The following is a 21,472-nucleotide window of genomic DNA, read 5'->3' as shown; positions in this document are numbered from 1 at the left end:
CGTCCTCCTGTCCGCATGGAACCCATGCGGAATGCTTTAATCTTTGCGGATTGGGCCGAGACCTCGGCCAGCGGTGGCAGGAACACTCCGGCTGACGCTTAAAGGGTCAGGCTCCCAATGAGATTGTTCATGTCATTCCTCATCCTCGAACAGCATTTGATCCATTCGAACACTAACTAGCAACGGGTTTGGGGGCTTTAGGTTTGATAGCCTATAGGCTATAGGTTATCACCATGTTCAATATCACGCTCCGGCGCATGGAAGTCCTGGTTGCAGTGGTCGAGGAGGGAAGCTTCGCCGCCGCCGCCGACCGTTTCGGCATCGCCCAGCCATCGGTCAGCGCCCATATCATGGCGATCGAGAAGGAAATCGGCGGTCAGATTTTCGTGCGGCGCCGGGGTCGCAAGCCGCTGCTCACCGAGATCGGTCAAAGCGTGCTGCAACATGCGCGCGAGTTCCTGGCCGAGGCCGACGACATGCGCGCAGATGTCGTGAAAATCCGAGGTGAGACCGGTCAGCAGGTGGTTCTATCTTGCCAGCGAAGCCTCGCCAATTTTGTACTGCGAAAAGATCTGACGGACTTTGCGATAGCGCGGCCGGATATCCAACTCGTCCTGAGGATCGGCAAACAGGAGGATGTTTTTTCCGAGGTTCGCGATGGCGTGGCCGATGTCGGCTGCTTTCTGGGCAATGAAGACCTTCGAGGTGTGCGGGCTGAAACGATCGGCCGGGAGAAGCTGGTTCTCATTGCCTCGCCGAACCACCCCCTGGCCCACCGCAAGAGCATCAAGCCGCAGGACGTGGCACGTTATGACTTCGTTGGTCCGCCGCCCTCTTCGCTGTTTGGACGGGGTGTCTCGAAGCTTCTGGCGAATGCCGGTATCAACCACGTAAAGGTCGCGGCACAGGCGACCGAGTACCAGTTCCTGCGCGAGTTCGTTGCTGCTGGTGTGGGCATTGCCTGTTCGCTGGAACGAAGCGTGGCGGCTGATCTCCAGCGCGGCGAGCTGGTCAAGATCGATTTCGCCGGAGATGAATTGGGTTTCGATGTACGGCAGATAGCCTCAATTCGCCGCCCTTTGTCCAAGCCTGCCAGCGACTTGATGGATTTTCTCCGCTCCAGGCACCAGATCTCAGGTTAACCGGACAGGTTTTGTGAGATCTGCCGGATTGCCAGATTGACATCGCCTTGACGCATTTGCTCCGAGATTCCGCCTCGCGGAGGGCGGATACATAAGCTTGCTCGCCTTCCATGGAACGGCGATCCCGCAGGGCGTTCATGTCGTTCAAGAAGTTGGTGCGGCTGCCGCTTGCAAAAGATCGCGCGACAGTGGCGCTATATCGGTTTCACAATTCTAGTATAGCCCTGTTGTGCCGTTCTTGGAGGAGGCCATGCTTCTCAGGGCGAAGACTGAGGCGGCAGGCGGATTGGGACAGTTACCGCAAAAAGCATAGCGATTTCAGGGAAGGAAAATTTGTCCCACAGATCGATAAACTATTGAGAAAGCCCACTCTCCAGTCACCTCCTCTGGGCACCATTCCGGTTTGAACCTACCAAGATCAAATACTTAACGCCTTTCCACACAAATGCGCGCGGCCCGCCGGCTCCCTCCGCGAGCCGTTTCGCTGGGACCTCAAGGCCGCATGGCATGCTGTCTGCGCATGGTGTCGGCCGAACCGCGCACCACCTCGGAAATCTGCAGGAGCTGGGTGACCAGGGGCGTCGAATTGCGCCAGATCATTCCGATGGTGCGCGACGGCCGCGGTGTCTGGAAGCGGGAGATCGAAACCTGCGCGGAGCGCGTTTCCACCGGCACAGCCATTTCAGGGATCAGCGTGATGCCGATACCGGCGCTGACCATCTGCACGAGCGTAGACAAGGAGCTGCCCTCCATGACCTCCCGCAGGCGCGTCGTGCCTATTTTGCAGAACGACAGGGCCTGATCGCGAAAACAGTGGCCTTCCTCCAGCAGAAGTAGGCGCATTTCGCGTAACGCCTCGCGTTCGGGCACCGGCTTGCCCTCGTCTTCCGGTCGCCGGACCAGGACGAACTCCTCGTCGAACAATTTGAGCTCGGTCAGGAACGGCTCCGATACGGGCAGGGCGACGATTGCCAGATCCAGTTCGCCCTGTGCCAGCTCCTGGACCAGCTTTGCCGTCTGCGTCTCGCGCACCTGTATTTCAATGCCGTCGAAAGTCCTGTTCAGGTCGTTGATGATCGCCGGCAGGAGATAGGGCGCGATCGTCGGGATGATACCGATGCGTAAGCGCGCCAGGAACGGATCGCGTGACGCACGGGCGAGCTCCGCCAGTTCATCCACCGCCCGCAGGATGCCGCGAACCCGCAGCGCGAAGGTCTGGCCGAAGGCGGTCAGTTTCACCTCGCGCGCGTTCCGCTCGAAGAGATCGCCGCCCACTTCCTGTTCGAGTTCCTTGATCTGCATCGACAAGGCCGGCTGGGAAATGGCGCAGGCATCAGCCGCGCGGCGGAAGCGGCCATCCCGTGCCAGGGCCTCGAAATAGCGGAGTTGTTTGAGAGTAAGGTTTTTCATAACCCTAGCTTATCGCCGCGATCAGTAAATCCAACTTAAATTTATGAGAGGCTTCCGGTAAGAAGGGAGACGAGGGAGGGCGCGCGCTTGGCTTGCTCCGGTTAAACAGGCGGAACGACAGTCGGAAATAGCGCGGCCGGACCCAGGCGGTTCGGGAAAAATTGCCCTCTTTTGCACGGCAGATAATTAGAGTAATCAAGGAGATAGTCATGGATGCGAAATCTAGCGAAAACGCCGGCAAATGTCCGGTCGCCCATACGCCTCGCGGCAGATCGAACCGCGAATGGTGGCCAAACCAGCTGAACGTCCAGATCCTTCATGGGCACTCAGTGCGCTCCGACCCTATGGGCGAGGCGTTCAATTATGCCGAAGAGTTCAAGACGCTCGATCTCGAGGGCCTGAAGAAAGACCTTCATGCCTTGATGACCGATAGCCAGGAGTGGTGGCCGGCCGACTTCGGTCACTACGGCGGCCTGTTCATCCGCATGGCCTGGCACAGCGCCGGCACCTACCGCATCACCGACGGCCGCGGCGGTGCAGGCCAGGGGCAGCAGCGTTTCGCGCCGCTCAACAGCTGGCCGGACAACGTCAACCTCGACAAGGCCCGCCGCCTGCTCTGGCCGATCAAGCAGAAATACGGCAACAAGATCTCCTGGGCGGATCTGATGATCCTCACCGGCAACGTCGCGCTCGAATCGATGGGCTTCAAGACCTTCGGTTTCGCCGGCGGCCGCGCCGACGTCTGGGAGCCGGAAGAGCTCTACTGGGGTCCGGAAGGAACCTGGCTCGGGGATGAGCGCTACAGCGGCGAACGCCAGCTCGCAGAACCGCTTGGCGCCGTGCAGATGGGTCTGATCTACGTCAACCCGGAAGGCCCGAACGGTACCCCGGATCCGCTGGCATCCGCCCGCGACATCCGTGAAACCTTCGCCCGCATGGCGATGAACGACGAAGAGACCGTGGCACTGATCGCCGGCGGCCACACGTTCGGCAAGACCCATGGTGCTGGCGATCCGTCGTTTGTCGGTATTGACCCGGAGGGCGGCGAACTCGAAGCTCAGGGCCTCGGCTGGTCGAGCAAGTTCAACACCGGTGTCGGTCGCGATGCCATCGGCAGCGGCCTGGAAGTGACCTGGACCCAGACTCCGACCCAGTGGAGCAACTACTTTTTCGAAAACCTGTTCGGCTTCGAATGGGAACTGACCACCAGCCCGGCCGGCGCCAAGCAGTGGGTGGCGAAGAACGCTGATGCTTCCATTCCGGACGCCTTCGATCCATCGAAGAAGCAGCTGCCGACGATGCTGACCAGCGACCTGGCACTGCGCTTCGACCCGATCTACGAGAAGATCTCGCGCCGGTTCCTGGAAAACCCAGCCGAATTCGCCGATGCCTTCGCTCGCGCCTGGTTCAAGCTGACCCATCGCGACATGGGGCCGAAGGTCCGTTATCTCGGTCCGGAAGTTCCGGCCGAAGACCTGATCTGGCAGGACGTGATCCCGGCCGTCGACCACCCGCTCGTCGACGACAAGGACGTCGCCGAGCTGAAGGCGAAGGTTCTGGCGACCGGCCTCTCGGTGCAGGAACTGGTTTCCACCGCCTGGGCTTCCGCCTCGACCTTCCGCGGTTCCGACAAGCGCGGCGGTGCCAACGGCGCGCGGATCCGGCTTGCTCCGCAGAAGCATTGGGAAGCCAACCAGCCGGCGCAGCTCGCCAAGGTCTTGGGCGTTCTCGAAGGCATCCAGAAGGACTTCAACGCTGCCCAGGCAGGGGCTAAGAAAATCTCGCTCGCCGACCTGATCGTGCTTGCCGGCGCCGCCGGCGTCGAAAAGGCTGCCAAGGCCGGTGGCCAGGACATCACCGTGCCCTTCACGCCGGGCCGCATGGATGCCTCCGAGGCACAGACTGACGCTGCTTCCTTTGCCGCGCTGGAACCCCGTGCCGATGCCTTCCGCAACTATGTCAACAGCGGCAAGACGCAGTTCATGAAGGCTGAAGAGGCCTTGCTGGACCGCGCCCAGCTTCTGACGTTGACGGCACCGGAAATGACCGTTCTTCTCGGCGGCCTGCGCGTGCTGAAGGCCGGCCAGCCTGAATACGGCGTCTTCACGTCCCAACCGGAAACGTTGACGAACGATTTCTTCGTCAACCTGCTCGACATGGGCACCGAATGGTCGCCCGTTGCCGGCAAGGATGGCGTTTACGAAGGTCACGACCGCAAGACCAAGGCGCCCAAGTGGACCGGCACCCGCGTCGACCTGATCTTCGGCTCGCATTCGCAGCTTCGTGCGATCGCGGAAGTCTATGCCCAGTCCGACGCCAAGGCGAAATTCGTCAAGGACTTCGTGGCGGCCTGGACCAAGGTCATGAACGCCGACCGCTTCGATCTCGTCTGATCGATGAACGCTCGCCCGGACGTGGCTCAGCTACGTCCGGGCACTTTTTTTAAACGCCGGGCTTTTCAGGTCGGCACGAAGGCCGAGGCGATCGCCAGCACGAATCCGAGGATCGTGGCGCAGACCGACAGCGCTTCGCGGGTCTTTTCGGAGCTGACGCCCCATCCCTCGCTGGTGAGATATCGTGCGATCAGGCCCAGCGAAAGCAGGCCGACGCAGCCGAGGAAGGCGAAGAAATAAATTCCATACTCCATGTTGGAGATCTTCTTGGTCAGCACCTCTGTGATCCCCACCAATGTCGAGAGGGACAGAAGCAGGCTGCCGATGATCAGGTATTCGGCATGTGGCGATCGGGCTGTCGAATAGAGCGACAGGATCGTGAACAGGAACGCGACCAGGACGATGGCGATGTAATTGCCGCTGACATGCCCGGTCGCGGAAATCGACATGAAGATCGACGTCAGGATGAACAGCGCTGCCGCCAGGATGATCTTGTATTTCGAGTCGAAGAACTGGCGCATAATATGATCCGCTCTAAACTGGCCGCCTGCGGCGCTGGCAAATGCCGTTTCTCGGACTATGGGAAATTCGGCGCGCGATGAACAGGTTGCCGCCCCTGCTATTCAGTGGAAATCCACGCCCGAGTTCAGGCCGGCCGTTTTCGCTGGATGGCGTAGGCGCCGCCGGCGCTCATCACTGCCAGAAGATACCAGGTCACAGCATAGACGAGGTGGCTGTTGCGGAAGCGGATCACCGTCAGTCCTCCGACGGGAAGGCCGCCCGGGATCGGCGTCGCGTCGGCATCGATGAAATAGGGCGCCACCTTTTCGAGGCCTTTTGTTGCCGCGATCGCGGCCACGTCGCGCGAGTACCAGCGGCCGCCGGCGGGATCGTTGGAGCGCAGGAAGGCGCCCTCCGGCTCGCTGATGCGGATGAGGCCGGTGATCTTCACCGGGCCCGCGAGCTGCCCATCCGGCCGCGAACCTGGATCGCGGCGGTTGGCGGGCACGAAGCCGCGATTGATGAGGACGATGGTCCCGTCCTTCTGTTCCAGGGGTGTCAGAATCCAGTATCCGGGACCGAGGTCGGTGACCGCCTGGACCAGCGTTTCCGCGTCATGGCGGAAAATGCCTGTCGCCGTGACGCGCCGATATTCGTCGTTTTCCGCGTTGATCGCAGGCCAGGCTGGCGATGAGGGGGCAGGCGCCGGGGTTGCCGTGACCCGGGCGTCGACGCGAGCGATCAGATCGAGTTTCCAGAAGAGCCGCTGCACTTGCCAGGTGCCGAGCCCGATCAAAATCAGCGTCAGGAAGAACATTGCGCCTGCGAAGACGAGCCGGGAGCGTGCCGGTTCCGCATCCGCCGTTTCTCCGGTCAAAGGATGATCGAGAGCCATGCGTCTATCCCTTCCCAGCTTGCCCCCGAAGGGTCACGGCATGTTCTTCATCATCTCCGGCGACATCGGCATCATGTTGGCGTTGAGATGGTGCATGACCCAGAGCGACCCGGCAAGCGTGATGCCGACCAGAACCAGGGTAAACAGCAGCGCCATCATCGTCCATCCGCCTTCCGATCGCGGGTTCATGTGCAGGAAATAGACCATGTGCACGACGATCTGGATCACACCCAGCCCCATGACGAGGAAGGCGGTGAACAGCTTGCTGTCGATGGCACCGCTCATCACCAGCCAGAACGGAATGGCCGTCAGGATCACCGACAGGCTAAAGCCGATCAGGTAGCTTCTCAGCGTGCCGTGGCCGGCCTGGTGGCCGTTGCTATGGCCATGATGGGCCTGGGAAGCACTTTCGTGAGCCGGAGCGTGCGGGGTTTGGCCGTGCGAACTCATCCGAGGACTCCCATGAGATAAACGAAGGAGAAGACGCCGATCCAGACGACGTCGAGGAAGTGCCAGAACATCGAAAGGCACATCAGGCGGCGCTTGTTTGCCTCGATCAGTCCGTGTCTGCCAACCTGCACCATCAGCGTGATCAGCCAGATGATGCCGAAGGTGACATGCAGGCCGTGGGTGCCGACCAGCGTGAAGAAGGAGGAAAGGAAGGCCGAACGGGTGGGGCCTGCGCCCTCGTGGATCAGGTGGTTGAACTCGTAAAGCTCGAGGCTGAGGAAGGCAGCGCCGAACACGCCGGTCACCCCGAGCCAGAACAGGGTCTCGATCTTTGCGCCGCGTTCCATCTGCAGCATCGCAAACCCATAGGTGATCGACGAGAACAGCAGCATAGCGGTGTTGAGCGCCACGATCGGCAGGTCGAACAGGTCGGCGGGCGAGGGGCCGGCCGCATAATTGCGGCCGAGTACGCCATGGGTGGCGAAAAGCACCGCGAAGATCAGGCAGTCGCTCATCAGGTAGAGCCAGAAGCCCAGCATCGTGCTGCCTTCCGGATGGTGATCTTCCGTGAGGTAGAATTGCGGCTTACCGTTGTCCGTGCCGTGGGTTTGCGCTTGCGTCTGGCTCATGATCTCAGGTCCGTTCCGCGAGCAGCTTCGAGCGCGCGTCCTCTGTTGCGGTCACGGTTTCGGCGGGAATGTGGAAATCCCGGTTATAGTTGAAGGTATGGCCGATCGCCGTGGCGACCATCGCGATGAAGGAGATGGCCGCCAGCCACCAGATGTACCAGATCATCGCGAAGGCAAAGACGATGCTGATGCCAGCCAGGATAATCCCGGTGCCGGTGTTCTTCGGCATGTGGATCGGCTTGAAACCGCCGAGCGGGCGTTCGTAGCCGCGAAGTTTCATGTCGTACCAGCTGTCATGATCATGCACGACGGGCGTGAAGGCGAAGTTGTAGTCCGGCGGCGGCGAGGAAGTCGACCATTCCAGCGTGCGCCCGTCCCACGGATCGCCAGAGGTCTCGCGCAGCTGGTCGCGGCGCATGAATGAGACGACGAGCTGGATGATGAAGGCTCCGATGCCGCAGGCAATGATCCCGGCACCGATGGCGGCGATGACGAACCATATCTGCAGGGAAGGATCCTCGAACTGATTGACGCGGCGGGTGACGCCCATCAGGCCGAGCACGTAGAGCGGCATGAAGGCGACGAAGAAGCCGATCTGCCAGCACCAGAAGCTGATGAGGCCCCAGAACTTGTCGAGCTTGTAGCCGAAGGCCTTCGGCCACCAGTAGACGACGCCCGCCATGAGTCCGAACAGCACGCCGCCGATGATGACGTTGTGGAAGTGGGCGATCAGGAAGAGCGAGTTGTGCAGCACGAAGTCGGCCGGCGGGATGGCCAGCATGACGCCGGTCATGCCGCCGATGACGAAGGTCACCATGAAGCCGATCGTCCAGTACATCGGCAGCTCGTAGCGGATGCGGCCGCGATACATGGTGAAGAGCCAGTTGAACATCTTCGCGCCGGTGGGGATCGAGATGATCATCGTCGTGATGCCGAAGAAGGCGTTCACGCTCGCGCCCGCGCCCATCGTGAAGAAGTGGTGGAGCCACACGATGTAGGAGAGGATCATGATCACGCAAGTGGCATAGACCATCGAAGCATAACCGAACAGCCGCTTGCCGCTGAAGGTGGCGACGACTTCGGAAAAGATGCCGAAGGCCGGCAGCACGAGGATGTAGACTTCCGGATGGCCCCAGATCCAGATGAGGTTGATGTACATCATCGGATTGCCGCCGAGGTCGTTGGTGAAGAAGTTCGTTCCGACATAGCGGTCGAGCGACAGCAGCGCGAGCGTGGCGGTCAGGATTGGGAAAGTTGCAACGATCAGCACGTTGGTGCAGAGCGATGTCCAGGTGAAGATCGGCATCTTCATGAAGGTCATGCCCGGCGCGCGCATCTTCACGATCGTAGCGATCAGGTTGATGCCGGATAGCGTCGTGCCGATGCCGGCCACCTGCAGACCCCAGATGTAATAATCGACACCGACGCCCGGACTGTAGTCGGCACCCGAGAGCGGCGGATAGGCGAGCCAGCCGGTGCGGGCGAATTCGCCGACGAAGAGCGACATCATGATGATCACGGCGCCGGCCGTGGTCATCCAGAAGGAGAAGTTGTTGAGGAAGGGAAAGGAGACGTCGCGCGCGCCGATCTGCAGCGGCACCACGTAGTTCATGAAACCGGTCACGAAAGGCATTGCCACGAAGAAGATCATGATCACGCCATGGGCAGTGAAGATCTGGTCGTAGTGATGCGGGTTGAGGTAGCCCTCGCTTCCGTTGAAGGCGATCGCCTGCTGGATGCGCATCATGATCGCATCGGCAAAACCGCGCAGCAGCATGATGATGGCGAGCACGATATACATGATGCCGATCTTCTTGTGATCGACGCTCGTGAACCACTCGGTCCAGAGATAGCCCCAGAGCTTGTATTTGGTGATCAGCGCCAGCATGGCGATGCCGCCGATTGCGACCGCTATGAAGGTCACGATCAGGATCGGTTCGTGATAGGGAATGGCTTCCAGGGAAAGCCGTCCGAAGAGGAATTGGGTAAGCGTGGTGTTGCCGAACATGGGTTTCTACCGGATCTCGTTCAGGGCTTTGCCGGGGCGTCGTTGTTGAGCTGCGCCGGTGCCGCGCCGCCCTGCGGAGTTTCGGTGGTGCTTCCGGAAGCGCCGCCCTGCATGTCGTGCATGCCTGGTGCGTGGGTGCCTTGGTGCATCGACGGCCCTCCGGATTGTCCCTGGGGCTGCTGGCTGTTGACGCCTTCCGCCGGTTCCGGGCTGCGGGCCGGATTGCCGGTGGCGGGGAAAGTGGCGGCAGGGGCCGCCGTGCCGTGCGCCGCTTCGCCCGCATGGCGGTTGTCATGCTCCAGTCTGGCACGGTTTTCGTGGCTCTCGATTCCGCCGCCGCCGGCCATGTCGATATGCATCATCTCGTCCATGCACATTTTGCCGGGCGTCGCGCACATATTGAGCACGGCGCGATAGAGCCCGTCCTCGACGGATGCGTAATAACGCACCGGCTCCCTGGCGCTCGGCTTCTCGAGCTTCAGATAGGCGTCGCGGTTGAGCGCCGTGCCGTTCTGCTTCACGCGGGCCACCCACTGGTCGAAGCCTGCCTGGTCGACGCCGTGGAACTTGAAGCGCATGTGAGAAAAACCGTCGCCGCTGTAGTTCGAGGAGAGGCCTTCGTATTCGCCGGGCTTGTTGATGACGGCATGCAGCTTGGTCTCCATGCCAGGCATGGCATAGATCATTCCGGCCAGCGCCGGCACATAGAAGGAATTCATCACCGACGAGGCGGTGATCCTGAAGTTGATCGGCACGTCCACCGGGGCCGCCATCTCGTTGACGGTGGCGATGCCGTAGTCCGGATAGAAAAACAGCCATTTCCAGTCGAGCGCCACGACCTCGACCGTGATCGGCTTCGTCTCCGCCGGGACGGCACGCTGGGCGTCCAGCCGGTCGAGCGGCCGGTAAGGGTCGAGCTTATGGGTGCTGATCCAGGTGACGGCACCGAGCGCGATGATGATGGCGAGCGGTGCGGACCAGATGATGACTTCGAGCCCCGTCGAATGGTGCCATTCGGGATCGTAGGGCGCACTGGTGTTGGAGCCGCGATAGCGCCAGGCGAAAAACAGAGTGAGGAAGATCACCGGCACGATGATGATCAGCATCAGTACCGTGGCGACGATGATCAGGTTGGCCTGCTGCTTGGCGATATCGCCGGAAGGCGACATGACGACCAGATTGCATCCGGAAAGGCCTACAAGGACCAAAAGAGCGAACAACCGTGCTACGATTTTCAACTGAGGGGTCATCTCGGGCTCAAATTTGCGTTTTGTCTAGTTCGGAATAGGCTTGTTCCGGTACAGGCTGAAATGAGGTGGTTCGTCGCAGTGCAGCAATCTGTCGCAGTGCAGCAAAAGACCGCATGGCCTTTGGCACCGTTTTGCGGCACCACCGGCACACTCGGCATTTGCCTCCGCCAACCGGAAATCTAGGACAACCTACCGGGCTGACCAGAGGGTGTGATGAGAAGACGGTGCGGCTCGCCGCAATTGTCAGGTTTTTTTAGCCTTGTTCCTTGATCTCGGCAGCATGTTGATCAACATTTCGGGGGCGAGGCGAACTATCGCCAGGAGGAATTCATGACCACGGTCGTCAATCCCGCGTCAACAGGCCCGACATCGTCCGGTCTCGAAAGGGACGCCCGCCGCATTCATGACGACGGGCCGATCTCGCCGGGCAGCATCGCGCTTGGTGTGATCATCGGCCGCATGTCGGAATTCTTCGACTTCTTCGTTTATGGGCTCGGCTCCGTCCTCGTTTTCCCGAAGCTGATCTTCCCCTTTGCGCCGACCCCGGTCGCCGCAACCCTGATGTCGTTCGCGATCTTCCCGCTCGCCTTCATGGCGCGACCCGTCGGGTCGTTCGTCTTCATGTGGATCGACCGCAATTATGGACGCGGCACCAAGCTGACGATCGCGCTGTTCCTGCTCGGCGGATCGACGGCCTCGATCGCCTTCCTGCCGGGTTACGATACGATCGGTTATTGGGCGGTGGCATTGCTGGCGCTGTTCCGCATGGGGCAGGGGTTTGCGCTCGGCGGCGCCTGGGACGGGCTTGCCTCGCTCCTGAACCTCAATGCGCCGCCCAACCGGCGCGGCTGGTATGCGATGATCCCGCAGCTCGGCGCACCGATCGGTTTTGCGCTGGCGAGCATCCTGTTCGGTTATTTCGTCGCCAACCTCTCGGAAGCGGATTTCATTGCCTGGGGGTGGCGTTATCCGTTCTTCGTGGCGTTTGCGATCAATGTCGTGGCACTGTTCGCCCGCCTGCGCATCGTCGCCAGCAAGGAATTCGGCTCGGCGCTCGAAGCCAACGAGCTGCAGGCCAGGCCGATCTTCGAAATGCTGAGCAAGCACGCCCATGACGTCGTGCTCGGCGCGTTCGTGCCGCTTGCCAGTTTCGCCATGTTCCATCTGGTGACGATCTTCCCGTTGAGCTGGGTAACGCTCTATGGCGGGCAGTCGGCAGCGGAATTCCTGTTCGTGCAGGTGCTCGGCGCCGCCGTCGGCATCGTCGGCATCATTCTCTCGGGCCTGATCGCCGACCGTATCGGCCGCCGCAACCAGCTGATGATCGGCGCGGTGATCATCGCGATCTTCTCGTTCTCGGCGCCGTTCCTGCTCGATGCCGGCGGCAAGGGGCAGGATGCCTTCATCATCATCGGTTTCGGCATCCTCGGCCTCTCGTTCGGCCAGGCCTCCGGTGCCGTGTCCTCGCGCTTCGGACAATATTACCGCTATACAGGCGCGGCGCTCACCTCCGACCTCGCCTGGCTGGTCGGCGCCGGCTTCGCGCCGCTGGTGGCGCTCGGCCTTGCCAGCAGTTTCGGCATCATCTTCATCGGCGGATATCTGATCTCCGGCGCGATCTGCACGATCGCGGCGCTCAGCCTCAGCCGGGTTCTGGACCAGAGCGGAGAGCCTGGCGGGCAGCGGTAACGGCTCCCGCTAGTTTCCTTCTCCCCCAGCGGGGAGAAGGTGATCCGAAGCATCGGATGAGGGGGCTCCTACTCAAGCGGCCTTCTTGGCAAGCGTCGGTCGCGTCGCGGCGGCCTTTTCCACCATCGCCGTCACTTCAGCACGGCGCGCACCTGTCAGCGGCATGCGCGGCATGCGGACGCGCTCGGAGCCGCGGCCCATGATCTGCTCGGCGAGCTTGATCGACTGGACGAGGTCGTGCTCGGCATCGAGGTGCAGCAAAGGCATGAACCAGCGATAGATGGCGCGGGCTTCAACCCAGTCGCCGCGATTGGCTGCGGCCACCAGGGCGACGGATTCCTGCGGGAAGGCGCTGGTGAGGCCGGAGACCCAGCCCTTGGCGCCGAGCATCAGGCCTTCGAGCGCTACGTCGTCGAGGCCGGCGAAGATGTCGAAGCGGTCACCGAAGGCATTGATCAGGTCGGTGAAGCGGCGCGGATCCGGCGCGCTTTCCTTGACGGCCTTGATGTTCGGCACGTCTTCGAGCTGACGCAGCACGTCGGCGCCGATGTTGACGCGATAGGCCGGGGGGTTGTTGTAGAGCATGATCGGCAGCGAGGTGGCTGCTGCGACCGTCTTGAAATGGGCGACCAGCTCTTCCGGCTTCGGCACATAGACCATCGCCGGCAGCAGCATCAGGCCGTCGGCGCCGAGCCTTTCGGCATCGCGGGCATAGGCGACGGCGCGGCGGGTATCGAACTCGGACACGCCGGTCACGACCGGCACGCGGCCGTTCACCACTTCGACGGCGGCCTTGAGAATGGTGCGCTTTTCTTCCGGGTCGAGCGAGTTGTTCTCGCCGCAGGTGCCCATGACGATGAGGCCGTTGACGCCGTCGTTGACGAGCGCGTCCTGCACGCCCTGGGTGGCCTTGAGGTCGATCGAGAAGTCTTCGTTGAATTGTGTCGTTACTGCGGGGAAAACGCCGCTCCAGCCTGTGGTCATGAAATGCACTCCTCTGGTTGATGGGTCATATTATGCGCGATTGCGCCGATATCTGTCACGCGAAGGGCTCAGTCGGGCCTTTGCTCGGCTCCGTAAACCATTGCGGCCCGGTTTCGGTCATGTGGATATGGTCTTCGAGGCGGATCCCGAAACGGTCCGGGAAAACGATCATCGGTTCGTTCGAGAAACACATGCCCGGTTCGAGCACGGTCGCATTGCCGCGCACGATATAGGGTTCTTCGTGGATTTCGAGCCCAAGCCCGTGGCCGGCGCGATGCGGCAGGCCTGGAAGAATATAGTCGGGGCCGAGGCCGTGCTTCGCGAGAACCCCGCGGGCCGCATCGTCGAGGCTGCCGCAGGTGGCGCCGAGGCGGGCGGCTTCGAAAACGGCCTGTTCCGCTTCGCGCTCGATCGACCAGGCCTTGGCGAATTCGGGAGTCGGCTCTTCCATCACATAAGTGCGGGTGAGATCCGAATGATAACCGTCGAGCCGGCAGCCGGTATCGACCAGGACCACGTCGCCGGGCGCATAGAACTGGTCGCCGTCTGCGCCGTGGGGAAGCGAGGTCGCGACCCCGAAGGAGACGATGCAGAAGCTCGAACCACCTGTTGCCCCGAGCGCGCGATGCTGTTCGTCGATATGGCGCACCACGTCCGAAGCAAGCACGCCTGGGTTTATGAAGGCATGCGCGCGGCGATGCACTTCCAGCGTCAGGTTCATCGCATGCTGGATAAGGTCGATCTCGGCCATCGACTTCCGGAGCCTGAGATCGCGGATCAGGCGGCCGCCATCGACAAGTCGCTCGGTGCCAAAAACGGTGGCGAGCTGGTGGTAGACGAACAGCGGCAGCGCGTCGTCGAGCGCAAGCTTCACATTGGCAGGCAGAAGCGAGGCGACCAGTGCGGCGCTCGCCTCATCCTCCTGCCAGACGACGATGTCGCCCGCCAGATGGGGCAGGCTTTCAACGCGGCTCTGTTCGAAGCCCGGCACGATGTAGGTGATCGACTTGGGTGTCACCAGCGCGCCGAGCAGGCGTTCGCTCTGGTGCCAGACGAGGCCGGTGAAATAACGCAGGCTTTCGCTGGCGCCGAGCAGGATGCCGCCCAGCCCCTTTTCGTCCAGCGACGCCTGGAGCCGGACAAGGCGCTGCCGCCGCTCGTCGTCGGTGATCTTCGGGACGGGATGCGACCAGGCCATGTCCGGTTCCTTTCGATTTCGCTGACGTTATATCCTGCTGTAGTCAGTTTGTCGACAGAGATATTCGGCACGTGTAGCCGACCGGCGTTCCGCGTCGCCGAAGTCAGCGAAATCGGCTGATGCTGTAGGGTTCGATATCGAGGGCAGGCTTTCGGCGTGCGGCGATATCTGCGACCAGCCGGCCGGTCGCAGCTGACTGCGTGAGCCCGAGATGCCCGTGGCCGAAGGCGTAGATAATCGCCGGCGTCGCGGTCGAAGCACTGATCACCGGCAGGCAGTCCGGCATGGAGGGACGAAAACCCATCCACTGGCGGCCGCCCTCGGTCCTCAGCTCAGGCAGGAAGCTTTTTGCCTTTTTCAGCATCGCCTCCGAGCGTTTATAGTTCGGTGCCAGCTTCAGCCCGCCGAGCTCGACAGCGCCGCCGACGCGGATGCCGGAGGAAAGCGGCGTCACCACGAAGCCATGGTCGTTGAAATAAAGCTGGCGATGCAGCGGGAAGGCGCTCTGCGGCAGTGTCGTGTTGTAGCCCCGCTCGGTTTCGAGCGGGGCATGGTCGCCGAGGCCGGTCACGATCTTCTTCGACCAGGCGCCGCCGGCCAGTACGACGGTCTTCGCGTCGAAGACGGCGCCATCCGCCAGAACGACCCTGGCGCCATCGTTTATCGGCTCGATGCGGACGGCCTCACCGATCCTGAGCGACGCGCCCCGGGACATGGCGTTGCTGAAGAGGGCCTGGGTAAATTCCAGCGGGTCGGAAACCTGGAGGCCGGAGGGCGTGAAGATGCCGTGCCGGAACTGCGGCGCAAGGCCCGGCTGCAGGGAGTCGATCTCGCCGCGGCCTACCCTCTGGAATTCGAAACCCGCGTCGCGTTTCGCCTGCCAGTCGGCAGATGCGGCATTGAGGCTTGCCTCGCTGTCGTAGAGGTCGAGCGTGCCGGTCTGCCTGATCATCGCCCGCAGGCCGGCGCGTTCGACGGTTTGCAGCATTTCGCTGCGCGCCATCGGCATCATCCTGGCATGGACGCCGACGGTCCGCTCATAGGCCGGGCGGGCGCTGGCCCGCCAGAGTCGCCACAGCCACGGCACCATGTTGAGCGCATAGGACGGCGGCAGGCTGAGACGGCCGAGCGGATCGAGCAGCCATTTCGGCGCTTTCCACATCATGCCGGGTGCGGCGATCGGGATGATTTCCGGAAAGGCGAGAATGCCGGCATTGCCGCTGCTTGCACCCCGGGCAACCTCGCCGCGCTCGATGATCAGCACCGAACGTCCGTCGTCCAGCAGGTACTGCGCCGACATCGTGCCGATAATGCCCGAGCCGATGACGACGGCGTCGACCGAAGAGGAATTCATGATTTCTGTCCTGTGAAGCGAATGCGGAAGGTGGGGTCAGGATGCGGCAAGATCGATCGGTTGGCCGAGATCGCGGGCGATATAATCCTGGATCTGCCGGACGATCTGTTCCGCATGCTTGATGGCGAGCCTGTCGGAACGCTCGACGTCGCGCGCTTCGATTGCGGCGATCATCTCCTCGTGTTCGTCGACATACTGGCGCGGCAGCCGATCATCGAAGGTACGATAATAAAGGCGCAGGATGCGGCGCCCCTCGTCGAGCAGCCGGGCGAAGAAGGTGGTGTAATAGGCATTGCCGGCGAGTTCGGCGATCGCCACGTGGAATTCCCGGTTCGCCTCGATCATCGCGAAGGCGTCGTGGGCTGCAACCGCTGCAGCGAACTCCGCCTGCCGCTTGCGGATCTCGCCCATCGCCTGCGGCGTCGCGCGCATGGCGGCACCGCGGGTGGTGACGCGGTACATCAGCGTCAGCGCATCGAAATAGGGAGGCAGCGAGGCGAAATCGATCGTCGCGACGATCGTATTGCGGTTCGGCAGGGTCGTGACGAGGCCATCGGCGGAAAGCCGCAGCAGCGCTTCGCGGATCGGCGTGCGCGACATGCCGAAACGCTCGGACAGCCGGACTTCGTCGAGCGGGCTGCCCGGGGCCAAGGTCATGGCGAGGATTTCCCGGCGCAGGATCGTATAGACGCTCTGAGTCCCGGAGCCACGGGTGCGGGGGATATCGGTTTCTGCAGGTTCGTTCTTCGCCATCGTTCCCCGTATCTGCCTTGCAAGCCAATGCCGCAGAACAATTGCACATATTGTCGACAGGAAACAGCCCGCGCGACATTCGGCCGGGTTTTCAAGAGGCTTCGGCGGATGTGCGGCTGTGGCCGTAGATATTGACGACAATGATTCCGGCAACGATGCACACGAGTGCGATGATGTGATGCGCGTCGATGCGCTCTTTGAGCAGCAGGATGCCGGCAAGTGCCGCGAGCAGCGGGGTCAGGAAGGTGAAGACCGACAGTTTCGTCGCCGAATAGCGGGCGATCAGTGCGAACCAGGCGAGAAACGAGAGTGCTGCGACAACCACTGTCTGGTAAGCGAGCGAAGACCAGGCGAGGAGGGAGTGCGGAACAGGAAGCGCACCTTCGAAGACGATGGCGGCGGCAGTCAGCAGCACACCGGACACTGCGAGCTGGTAAAGCAGTGTCTGAGAGGCTGGTGCCTGAGCCAGGCCGCTGCGGCGGATCGCAAGCGTTGTCAGCCCCCACAGGATGCCGGCCGCCAGCGCGCAGGCGTCTCCGAGAAACTTGCTGCTATCGACCGATACCGAAGCCTGCAGTACCAGGCCAGTGCCTGCGAAGGCTATGACGATGCCGATCCAGCCCGCGAGCGACAGCCGTTCGCCCGGCATCAGGAAATGCGCGCCGACCGCCACCACGAACGGCGCCGTATAGAGAAGCAGTGCCGCCCGCGCCGCATCGGTGTACCCGAGCGATAGATAAAGCAGTCCGAATTCCACCGAAAACAGCGCGCCGACCAGAAGGCCGGGCCAGAAAAGGCCGGGCGTCCACTTCAGCCCCGCATGCCGGAACCAGCCCGCGATCACGATCGTGGCGCCGATCGAACGTATCGCCGACTGCCAGAACGGCGGCACTTCCGGAATGATCGCCTTGATGGCGATCTGCTGCAGAGCCCAGAGGCTGCAGAGCACGACCATAGCCGTCACGGCGAACGTATCGAGGGACTGTTTTCTTATCATCGGTGGATCATGTCGAGCGGTGCCGGCGAATGCCAACGAAAAAGCGTGAGCGATGGATGAGAAATGCTGATCGAAGCGTCAGCCGCCCTGCAATACGCTAATGACCCGCGCCGCCGCCAGCCTGCCTGCAACGATCGCGCCTTCGACATAACCCGGATAGGACGGGGAGAGCTCCGACGACGCGAAATGGACCGGCGAAACGCCTTCGTTGATGTTCTCTTCGGCATGACGGGCGTCGAGATCGATGATGACGTCGCTATAGGCGCCGCCGCTCCAGGGATCGTCGACCCAGTCCCGGACATGGATGTCGTGCGGATTGCCGCCTTCGGAGCCGAAGGCTGCGCATAGCTGCTCGCGGATGAAAGTGGTGAGCTCCTCGCGCGACCGCCCGTGCCATTGCTGCGCTTCCGGGCCGCCGACGAAGACGATGAGGCCGGCATAATCGTCGTGGCTGGCGTCGCAGGCATAGAGGCCCTGGGGTTCGTGCCACATGACGGCGCCGGAAAGCCCCCGCTCGCGCCAGAAGGGCTTGCCGTAGCTGACCTGCAGCTTGATCGAAAGGCCGGGCGCCCAGGCGGAAAGCGCCTTCTGCAGCCGGTCGGGGAGAGCAGGCGAAAACGGAAGTCGGCGGACCATCACCGGCGGCAGCGCCAGGATGACGCGTTTCGCCGAGAACCGTTGAGCACCGGCGATGACGGTGGCGCCAATGTTGGAATATTCGATGCCTGTCACGGCCGTGCCGAGGCGCAGCCGATTGCCGAGCCTGGCCGCCAGCTGGTCGGCCAGCGCATGCAACGTGCTGGGCAGGAACATTTCCATTTCGGAATAGGTATTGGTGATGCGCCGGTCGTTGGAGGCGAGCCAGGTGAAGGCGACCTCCTCCGGCGCACGGCACCAGAGGCCCTTGATCAGCCGCAGGAAGCTTTTCTTCACATCGGCTGGCACGTCTTCCTGCAGGGCCACCCAATCGGCGACCGTCAGTTTCGCGAGATCCCGATCGTCCGGATCGGTGGCGATCATCCGGTCGCGGAGCGCATCGACCCCCTGCCAGCGCGCGAAACCCTGCTGCGGCGGGACCGGCGGCCGGTAGATGGGCTCCCCATCATAGTGGGTCATGACCGGCGTCTTGCCGTGTTCCTCGATGAGGGCCATCAGCTTGGCCATGTCGCGGCAGAAAAACTGCCCGCCGGTATCGACGCGGGTACCGTCCGGCAGGGTCTCCGACTCGACCTTGCCGCCGACCCTGTCGCGCGCCTCGAGCAGCAGCACATCGAGCCCTGCCTCGACAAGCTCCAGCGCGGCGCTCAGGCCCGTGAACCCCGCGCCGACGACGATGGCATCCCGCTCAGGCATTCTTTTCTCCGACTATCTTCCTGCCTTTGCCATTACCGCAAGCGCTTCGGGACGTCTACGAAGCTGTAGGCGGGCGATCGGAATCCGTGCCCCTCCCGGGAACCTATGCCTGACTACGGTCTTCGCATCACGGACGCCAACCGCAAAAAGTGAGGCGGGCCTGCGCGGGTTATCCGAGCCGAGGCCAGGCGACGGGGAAATTGGGGGTGAGCGGGTGAAGGCTTTGACCGAGCGGCGGGCAGTCTGGGCCCGGATCGTTCGGGTGACGATCAGGAGCTTACCAACGATGAACGCCCCGCCGCCCCCATGCGGCGCTGGTGGATCGTTTGCGCGCCGCTCACGCGCAACCGGAAATCCAGCATGGGTTTGCTGACCCCATAGATGCCCTGAGCCTGATGGTACAATCCATCGAGCACGATCTTGTTGGCGGCTTCGTTCGTGATCAGCAGGACGCCAGCAAGAAAGTTTGCTTCCGCCTCCATTCCCCCGTCGCGCGAGCGGTTAACCAGGTTTTACCTACGGGTTGATGGCCATGGCAACCGCACCCGGATATCCCGCTTGGGCCTGGCGAGGCAAACATCACTTCGCGCGTCGAGCGCCAGAGCCGCTACACCGTGCCGATAACCTTCGCTGGTCGCAGTTTTACCTTCGAGGTCAATCTGCATTATACCGACGTGTGGCGCGTGGACTGCGAATGGAAGAGTACAAGATACGTTTTCTCTCTCAGCTAGATCCATGGATGGGACCGATCATTGATGTTCAGCATCGATAGGTCCATGCGAGAATCAGGTACTAATCACCTGTTTTCGCCGCACTAGCTTCAGATTGCGCTGCCGGTCGTAGCGCCTCATGTCCATTTGTGGAACTGGAGCTGGCTATGCAAAACCCAACCCAACTTGAAATCTCCCGCCGGAACTTACTTATCTCGTCTGCCGCAACTGTCGCGGCGACCAGCGCCGTGCCGCTCGCAGCGGCGGCGCAATCTTCGGGAAGTAAGATGAACCTCAGCACCTCTGTCGCATTTTCTGTCAACGGCGAGCAGCGCGAATTGATCGTCGATAACAGGACCACGCTGCTCGACGCCTTGCGCGAACATCTCCATCTGACCGGAACGAAGAAAGGCTGCGACCACGGGCAATGTGGTGCCTGCACCGTCATGGTGGACGGTCGTCGCGTCAATTCCTGTCTGACGCTTGCCGTCATGCACGAGGGAGACGAGATCGCCACCATCGAAGGTCTGGGCGAACCGGGTAGGCTCCACCCGATGCAGGCGGCTTTCGTGAAGCACGACGGTTTCCAATGCGGTTACTGTACACCTGGGCAGATCTGTTCCTCGGTGGCCGTCCTTGAGGAGATCAAGGCGAATATTCCGAGCCATGTGACGGCCGACCTTACCGCGCCGGCTTCGGTTAACGTAACGGAGATTCGCGAGCGCATGAGCGGCAACATCTGTCGATGCGGCGCCTATTCCAACATCGTGGATGCGATCACGGAAGTCGCGGGGACAAAAGCATGAGAGCCTTCACCTACGAACGCGCATCGTCGATCGAGGCCGCGGCCAAGGCGGCCGCATCCAGCCCGACCGCCAAGTTCATTGCCGGCGGTACCAACCTGCTCGATCTGATGAAGCTCGAGATCGAAGTGCCGACCCATCTGATCGACGTTAACGGCCTTGGCCTCGACACGATCGAAAGGACGCAGGAGGGCGGTCTGCGTATCGGCGCTCTGGTGCGCAACACCGATCTTGCCGCGAATGATATCGTTCGCCGCGACTACGGGCTGCTTTCCCGCGCCCTGCTGGCAGGTGCCTCGGGTCAGCTCCGCAACAAGGCGACCACTGCGGGTAATCTCCTGCAACGCACCCGCTGTCCGTATTTCTACGATACCAACCAGCCCTGCAACAAGCGGCAGCCTGGCAGCGGCTGTTCGGCTATCGGCGGTTTCAGCCGCCAGCTGGGAATTGTCGGGGTCAGCGATGCGTGTATCGCGACACACCCGAGCGATATGGCGGTCGCCATGCGCGCTCTCGATGCGGTCGTGGAAACCGTGAAACCGGGCGGGCGACGTCATGCGATCCCGATCGCGGAGTTTCATCGCCTGCCGGGCGACACGCCGCATCTCGAAACCGTCCTGGAGCAAGGTGAGCTCATAACCGCCGTCGTTCTGCCGGCGCCGATCGGCGGACGTCACATCTACCGCAAGGTTCGCGACCGTGCATCCTATGCCTTTGCTCTTGTTTCCATCGGTGCGGTTATTCAACCCGACGGTACCGGGCGTGTCGCAGTCGGCGGGGTGGCCCACAAGCCATGGCGGCTTGAAGCGGCAGACGCCGAGCTTGCGAAGGGAGCCAAGGCGACCTCCGCGGCGCTTCTCGCAGATGCGCGGCCGACGGAGCAGAACCGGTTTAAGATAGATCTGGTCGAGCGCACGCTCGGTGCCGTGATCGCAGAAGCGAGGGGTTGAGCC

Annotated in this window: 19 protein-coding genes; 5 read left to right on the top strand and 14 right to left on the bottom strand. The window is 62.1% G+C overall.

The window, feature by feature from the left end; genetic code table 11:
• The first annotated feature begins 233 nt into the window (after window positions 1-233).
• A complete protein-coding gene (locus C5J24_RS21005; protein ID WP_105420663.1) occupies window positions 234-1,142 on the top strand; it encodes a LysR family transcriptional regulator in 909 nt (302 codons plus the stop codon).
• Between the two features lie 492 nt (window positions 1,143-1,634).
• Here C5J24_RS21005 and C5J24_RS21000 read toward each other — a convergent pair whose 3' ends face one another.
• Entirely contained in the window at window positions 1,635-2,552 is a 918-nt protein-coding gene (locus tag C5J24_RS21000) for a hydrogen peroxide-inducible genes activator (RefSeq protein ID WP_105420661.1), read from the bottom strand.
• 209 nt (window positions 2,553-2,761) lie between these two features.
• Between C5J24_RS21000 and katG the strand changes: the two genes are divergently transcribed.
• Window positions 2,762-4,945, top strand: a complete 2,184-nt coding sequence (gene katG / locus C5J24_RS20995) for a catalase/peroxidase HPI (RefSeq protein WP_172724083.1) — start codon at window positions 2,762-2,764, stop codon at window positions 4,943-4,945.
• 65 nt (window positions 4,946-5,010) lie between these two features.
• On the opposite strand, the gene C5J24_RS20990 is transcribed toward katG, so the two are convergent.
• The 6 genes from C5J24_RS20990 to cyoA form a co-directional block, all read right to left on the bottom strand.
• Window positions 5,011-5,466, bottom strand: a complete 456-nt coding sequence (locus C5J24_RS20990) for a hypothetical protein (protein WP_105420659.1) — start codon at window positions 5,464-5,466, stop codon at window positions 5,011-5,013.
• Between the two features lie 125 nt (window positions 5,467-5,591).
• Entirely contained in the window at window positions 5,592-6,341 is a 750-nt protein-coding gene (locus tag C5J24_RS20985; protein WP_105404009.1) for an SURF1 family protein, read from the bottom strand.
• A gap of 33 nt (window positions 6,342-6,374) precedes the next feature.
• Complete coding sequence (gene cyoD / locus C5J24_RS20980; RefSeq protein WP_105420657.1) at window positions 6,375-6,791, bottom strand: cytochrome o ubiquinol oxidase subunit IV; 417 nt, start codon at window positions 6,789-6,791, stop codon at window positions 6,375-6,377.
• The gene (gene cyoC, locus C5J24_RS20975; RefSeq protein WP_105420655.1) at window positions 6,788-7,420 is read right to left on the bottom strand and encodes a cytochrome o ubiquinol oxidase subunit III; all 633 of its coding nucleotides are present in this window, start codon (window positions 7,418-7,420) and stop codon (window positions 6,788-6,790) included. Before cyoC ends, cyoD begins: the two co-directional genes overlap by 4 nt.
• 4 nt (window positions 7,421-7,424) lie before the next feature.
• The gene (gene cyoB / locus C5J24_RS20970) at window positions 7,425-9,428 is read right to left on the bottom strand and encodes a cytochrome o ubiquinol oxidase subunit I (RefSeq protein ID WP_105420653.1); all 2,004 of its coding nucleotides are present in this window, start codon (window positions 9,426-9,428) and stop codon (window positions 7,425-7,427) included.
• A 20-nt stretch (window positions 9,429-9,448) separates the two neighbouring features.
• The gene (gene cyoA / locus C5J24_RS20965) at window positions 9,449-10,678 is read right to left on the bottom strand and encodes a ubiquinol oxidase subunit II (protein ID WP_105420652.1); all 1,230 of its coding nucleotides are present in this window, start codon (window positions 10,676-10,678) and stop codon (window positions 9,449-9,451) included.
• Between the two features lie 330 nt (window positions 10,679-11,008).
• On the opposite strand from cyoA, the gene C5J24_RS20960 reads away from it, so the two are divergent.
• Window positions 11,009-12,367 carry an MFS transporter gene (locus tag C5J24_RS20960; RefSeq protein WP_046666046.1) on the top strand — a complete coding sequence of 453 codons (1,359 nt, stop codon included), beginning with the start codon at window positions 11,009-11,011 and terminating at the stop codon, window positions 12,365-12,367.
• Between the two features lie 72 nt (window positions 12,368-12,439).
• On the opposite strand, the gene C5J24_RS20955 is transcribed toward C5J24_RS20960, so the two are convergent.
• The 7 genes from C5J24_RS20955 to C5J24_RS20925 form a co-directional block, all read right to left on the bottom strand.
• Entirely contained in the window at window positions 12,440-13,351 is a 912-nt protein-coding gene (locus C5J24_RS20955; RefSeq protein WP_105420650.1) for a dihydrodipicolinate synthase family protein, read from the bottom strand.
• Window positions 13,352-13,406: 55 nt separating this feature from the next.
• A complete protein-coding gene (locus C5J24_RS20950; protein ID WP_105420648.1) occupies window positions 13,407-14,549 on the bottom strand; it encodes a Xaa-Pro peptidase family protein in 1,143 nt (380 codons plus the stop codon).
• 103 nt (window positions 14,550-14,652) lie between these two features.
• Window positions 14,653-15,903: an FAD-binding oxidoreductase gene (locus tag C5J24_RS20945; protein ID WP_105420646.1), complete on the bottom strand. Its 1,251-nt coding sequence runs from the start codon at window positions 15,901-15,903 to the stop codon at window positions 14,653-14,655.
• A gap of 36 nt (window positions 15,904-15,939) precedes the next feature.
• On the bottom strand, window positions 15,940-16,656 hold the full coding sequence (locus tag C5J24_RS20940) for a GntR family transcriptional regulator (RefSeq protein WP_105420644.1): 717 nt from the start codon (window positions 16,654-16,656) through the stop codon (window positions 15,940-15,942).
• 91 nt (window positions 16,657-16,747) lie between these two features.
• Window positions 16,748-17,653, bottom strand: coding sequence for a DMT family transporter (locus tag C5J24_RS20935; RefSeq protein ID WP_105420642.1), 906 nt, complete (start codon window positions 17,651-17,653; stop codon window positions 16,748-16,750).
• 78 nt (window positions 17,654-17,731) lie between these two features.
• Window positions 17,732-19,006 (bottom strand): FAD-dependent oxidoreductase, encoded by a 1,275-nt coding sequence (locus C5J24_RS20930; protein ID WP_105420640.1) that lies wholly within the window; start codon window positions 19,004-19,006, stop codon window positions 17,732-17,734.
• Window positions 19,007-19,275: 269 nt separating this feature from the next.
• On the bottom strand, window positions 19,276-19,488 hold the full coding sequence (locus C5J24_RS20925) for a hypothetical protein (protein WP_105420638.1): 213 nt from the start codon (window positions 19,486-19,488) through the stop codon (window positions 19,276-19,278).
• 395 nt (window positions 19,489-19,883) lie between these two features.
• Here C5J24_RS20925 and paoA point away from each other — a divergent pair, with 395 nt between their 5' ends.
• On the top strand, window positions 19,884-20,522 hold the full coding sequence (gene paoA, locus C5J24_RS20920; protein WP_371674738.1) for an aldehyde dehydrogenase iron-sulfur subunit PaoA: 639 nt from the start codon (window positions 19,884-19,886) through the stop codon (window positions 20,520-20,522).
• The gene (locus C5J24_RS20915) at window positions 20,519-21,469 is read left to right on the top strand and encodes a xanthine dehydrogenase family protein subunit M (RefSeq protein WP_105420636.1); all 951 of its coding nucleotides are present in this window, start codon (window positions 20,519-20,521) and stop codon (window positions 21,467-21,469) included. The genes paoA and C5J24_RS20915 overlap by 4 nt, the downstream gene beginning before the upstream one ends.
• The last annotated feature ends 3 nt before the right edge of the window (window positions 21,470-21,472 follow it).

This window comes from Neorhizobium sp. T25_27, from assembly GCF_002968565.1.
Taxonomy (GTDB): domain Bacteria; phylum Pseudomonadota; class Alphaproteobacteria; order Rhizobiales; family Rhizobiaceae; genus Neorhizobium; species Neorhizobium tomejilense.
Note: the sequence above shows the minus strand (reverse complement) of the source record. Positions and strands in the feature narration are given on the sequence as shown.

What these genes read in the sequence shown, in the direction of transcription:
- katG (WP_172724083.1), top strand. Translation starts at nt 2,762, where the DNA reads ATGGATGCGAAATCTAGCGAAAACGCCGGCAAATGTCCGGTCGCCCAT.
- C5J24_RS20915 (WP_105420636.1), top strand. Translation starts at nt 20,519, where the DNA reads ATGAGAGCCTTCACCTACGAACGCGCATCGTCGATCGAGGCCGCGGCC.
- C5J24_RS21005 (WP_105420663.1), top strand. Translation starts at nt 234, where the DNA reads ATGTTCAATATCACGCTCCGGCGCATGGAAGTCCTGGTTGCAGTGGTC.
- cyoA (WP_105420652.1), bottom strand. Translation starts at nt 10,678, where the DNA reads ATGACCCCTCAGTTGAAAATCGTAGCACGGTTGTTCGCTCTTTTGGTC.
- cyoC (WP_105420655.1), bottom strand. Translation starts at nt 7,420, where the DNA reads ATGAGCCAGACGCAAGCGCAAACCCACGGCACGGACAACGGTAAGCCG.
- C5J24_RS20960 (WP_046666046.1), top strand. Translation starts at nt 11,009, where the DNA reads ATGACCACGGTCGTCAATCCCGCGTCAACAGGCCCGACATCGTCCGGT.
- C5J24_RS21000 (WP_105420661.1), bottom strand. Translation starts at nt 2,552, where the DNA reads ATGAAAAACCTTACTCTCAAACAACTCCGCTATTTCGAGGCCCTGGCA.
- C5J24_RS20935 (WP_105420642.1), bottom strand. Translation starts at nt 17,653, where the DNA reads ATGATAAGAAAACAGTCCCTCGATACGTTCGCCGTGACGGCTATGGTC.
- C5J24_RS20990 (WP_105420659.1), bottom strand. Translation starts at nt 5,466, where the DNA reads ATGCGCCAGTTCTTCGACTCGAAATACAAGATCATCCTGGCGGCAGCG.
- C5J24_RS20940 (WP_105420644.1), bottom strand. Translation starts at nt 16,656, where the DNA reads ATGGCGAAGAACGAACCTGCAGAAACCGATATCCCCCGCACCCGTGGC.
- cyoB (WP_105420653.1), bottom strand. Translation starts at nt 9,428, where the DNA reads ATGTTCGGCAACACCACGCTTACCCAATTCCTCTTCGGACGGCTTTCC.
- C5J24_RS20955 (WP_105420650.1), bottom strand. Translation starts at nt 13,351, where the DNA reads ATGACCACAGGCTGGAGCGGCGTTTTCCCCGCAGTAACGACACAATTC.
- C5J24_RS20925 (WP_105420638.1), bottom strand. Translation starts at nt 19,488, where the DNA reads ATGGAGGCGGAAGCAAACTTTCTTGCTGGCGTCCTGCTGATCACGAAC.
- C5J24_RS20930 (WP_105420640.1), bottom strand. Translation starts at nt 19,006, where the DNA reads ATGCCTGAGCGGGATGCCATCGTCGTCGGCGCGGGGTTCACGGGCCTG.
- cyoD (WP_105420657.1), bottom strand. Translation starts at nt 6,791, where the DNA reads ATGAGTTCGCACGGCCAAACCCCGCACGCTCCGGCTCACGAAAGTGCT.
- paoA (WP_371674738.1), top strand. Translation starts at nt 19,884, where the DNA reads ATGCAAAACCCAACCCAACTTGAAATCTCCCGCCGGAACTTACTTATC.
- C5J24_RS20945 (WP_105420646.1), bottom strand. Translation starts at nt 15,903, where the DNA reads ATGAATTCCTCTTCGGTCGACGCCGTCGTCATCGGCTCGGGCATTATC.
- C5J24_RS20985 (WP_105404009.1), bottom strand. Translation starts at nt 6,341, where the DNA reads ATGGCTCTCGATCATCCTTTGACCGGAGAAACGGCGGATGCGGAACCG.
- C5J24_RS20950 (WP_105420648.1), bottom strand. Translation starts at nt 14,549, where the DNA reads ATGGCCTGGTCGCATCCCGTCCCGAAGATCACCGACGACGAGCGGCGG.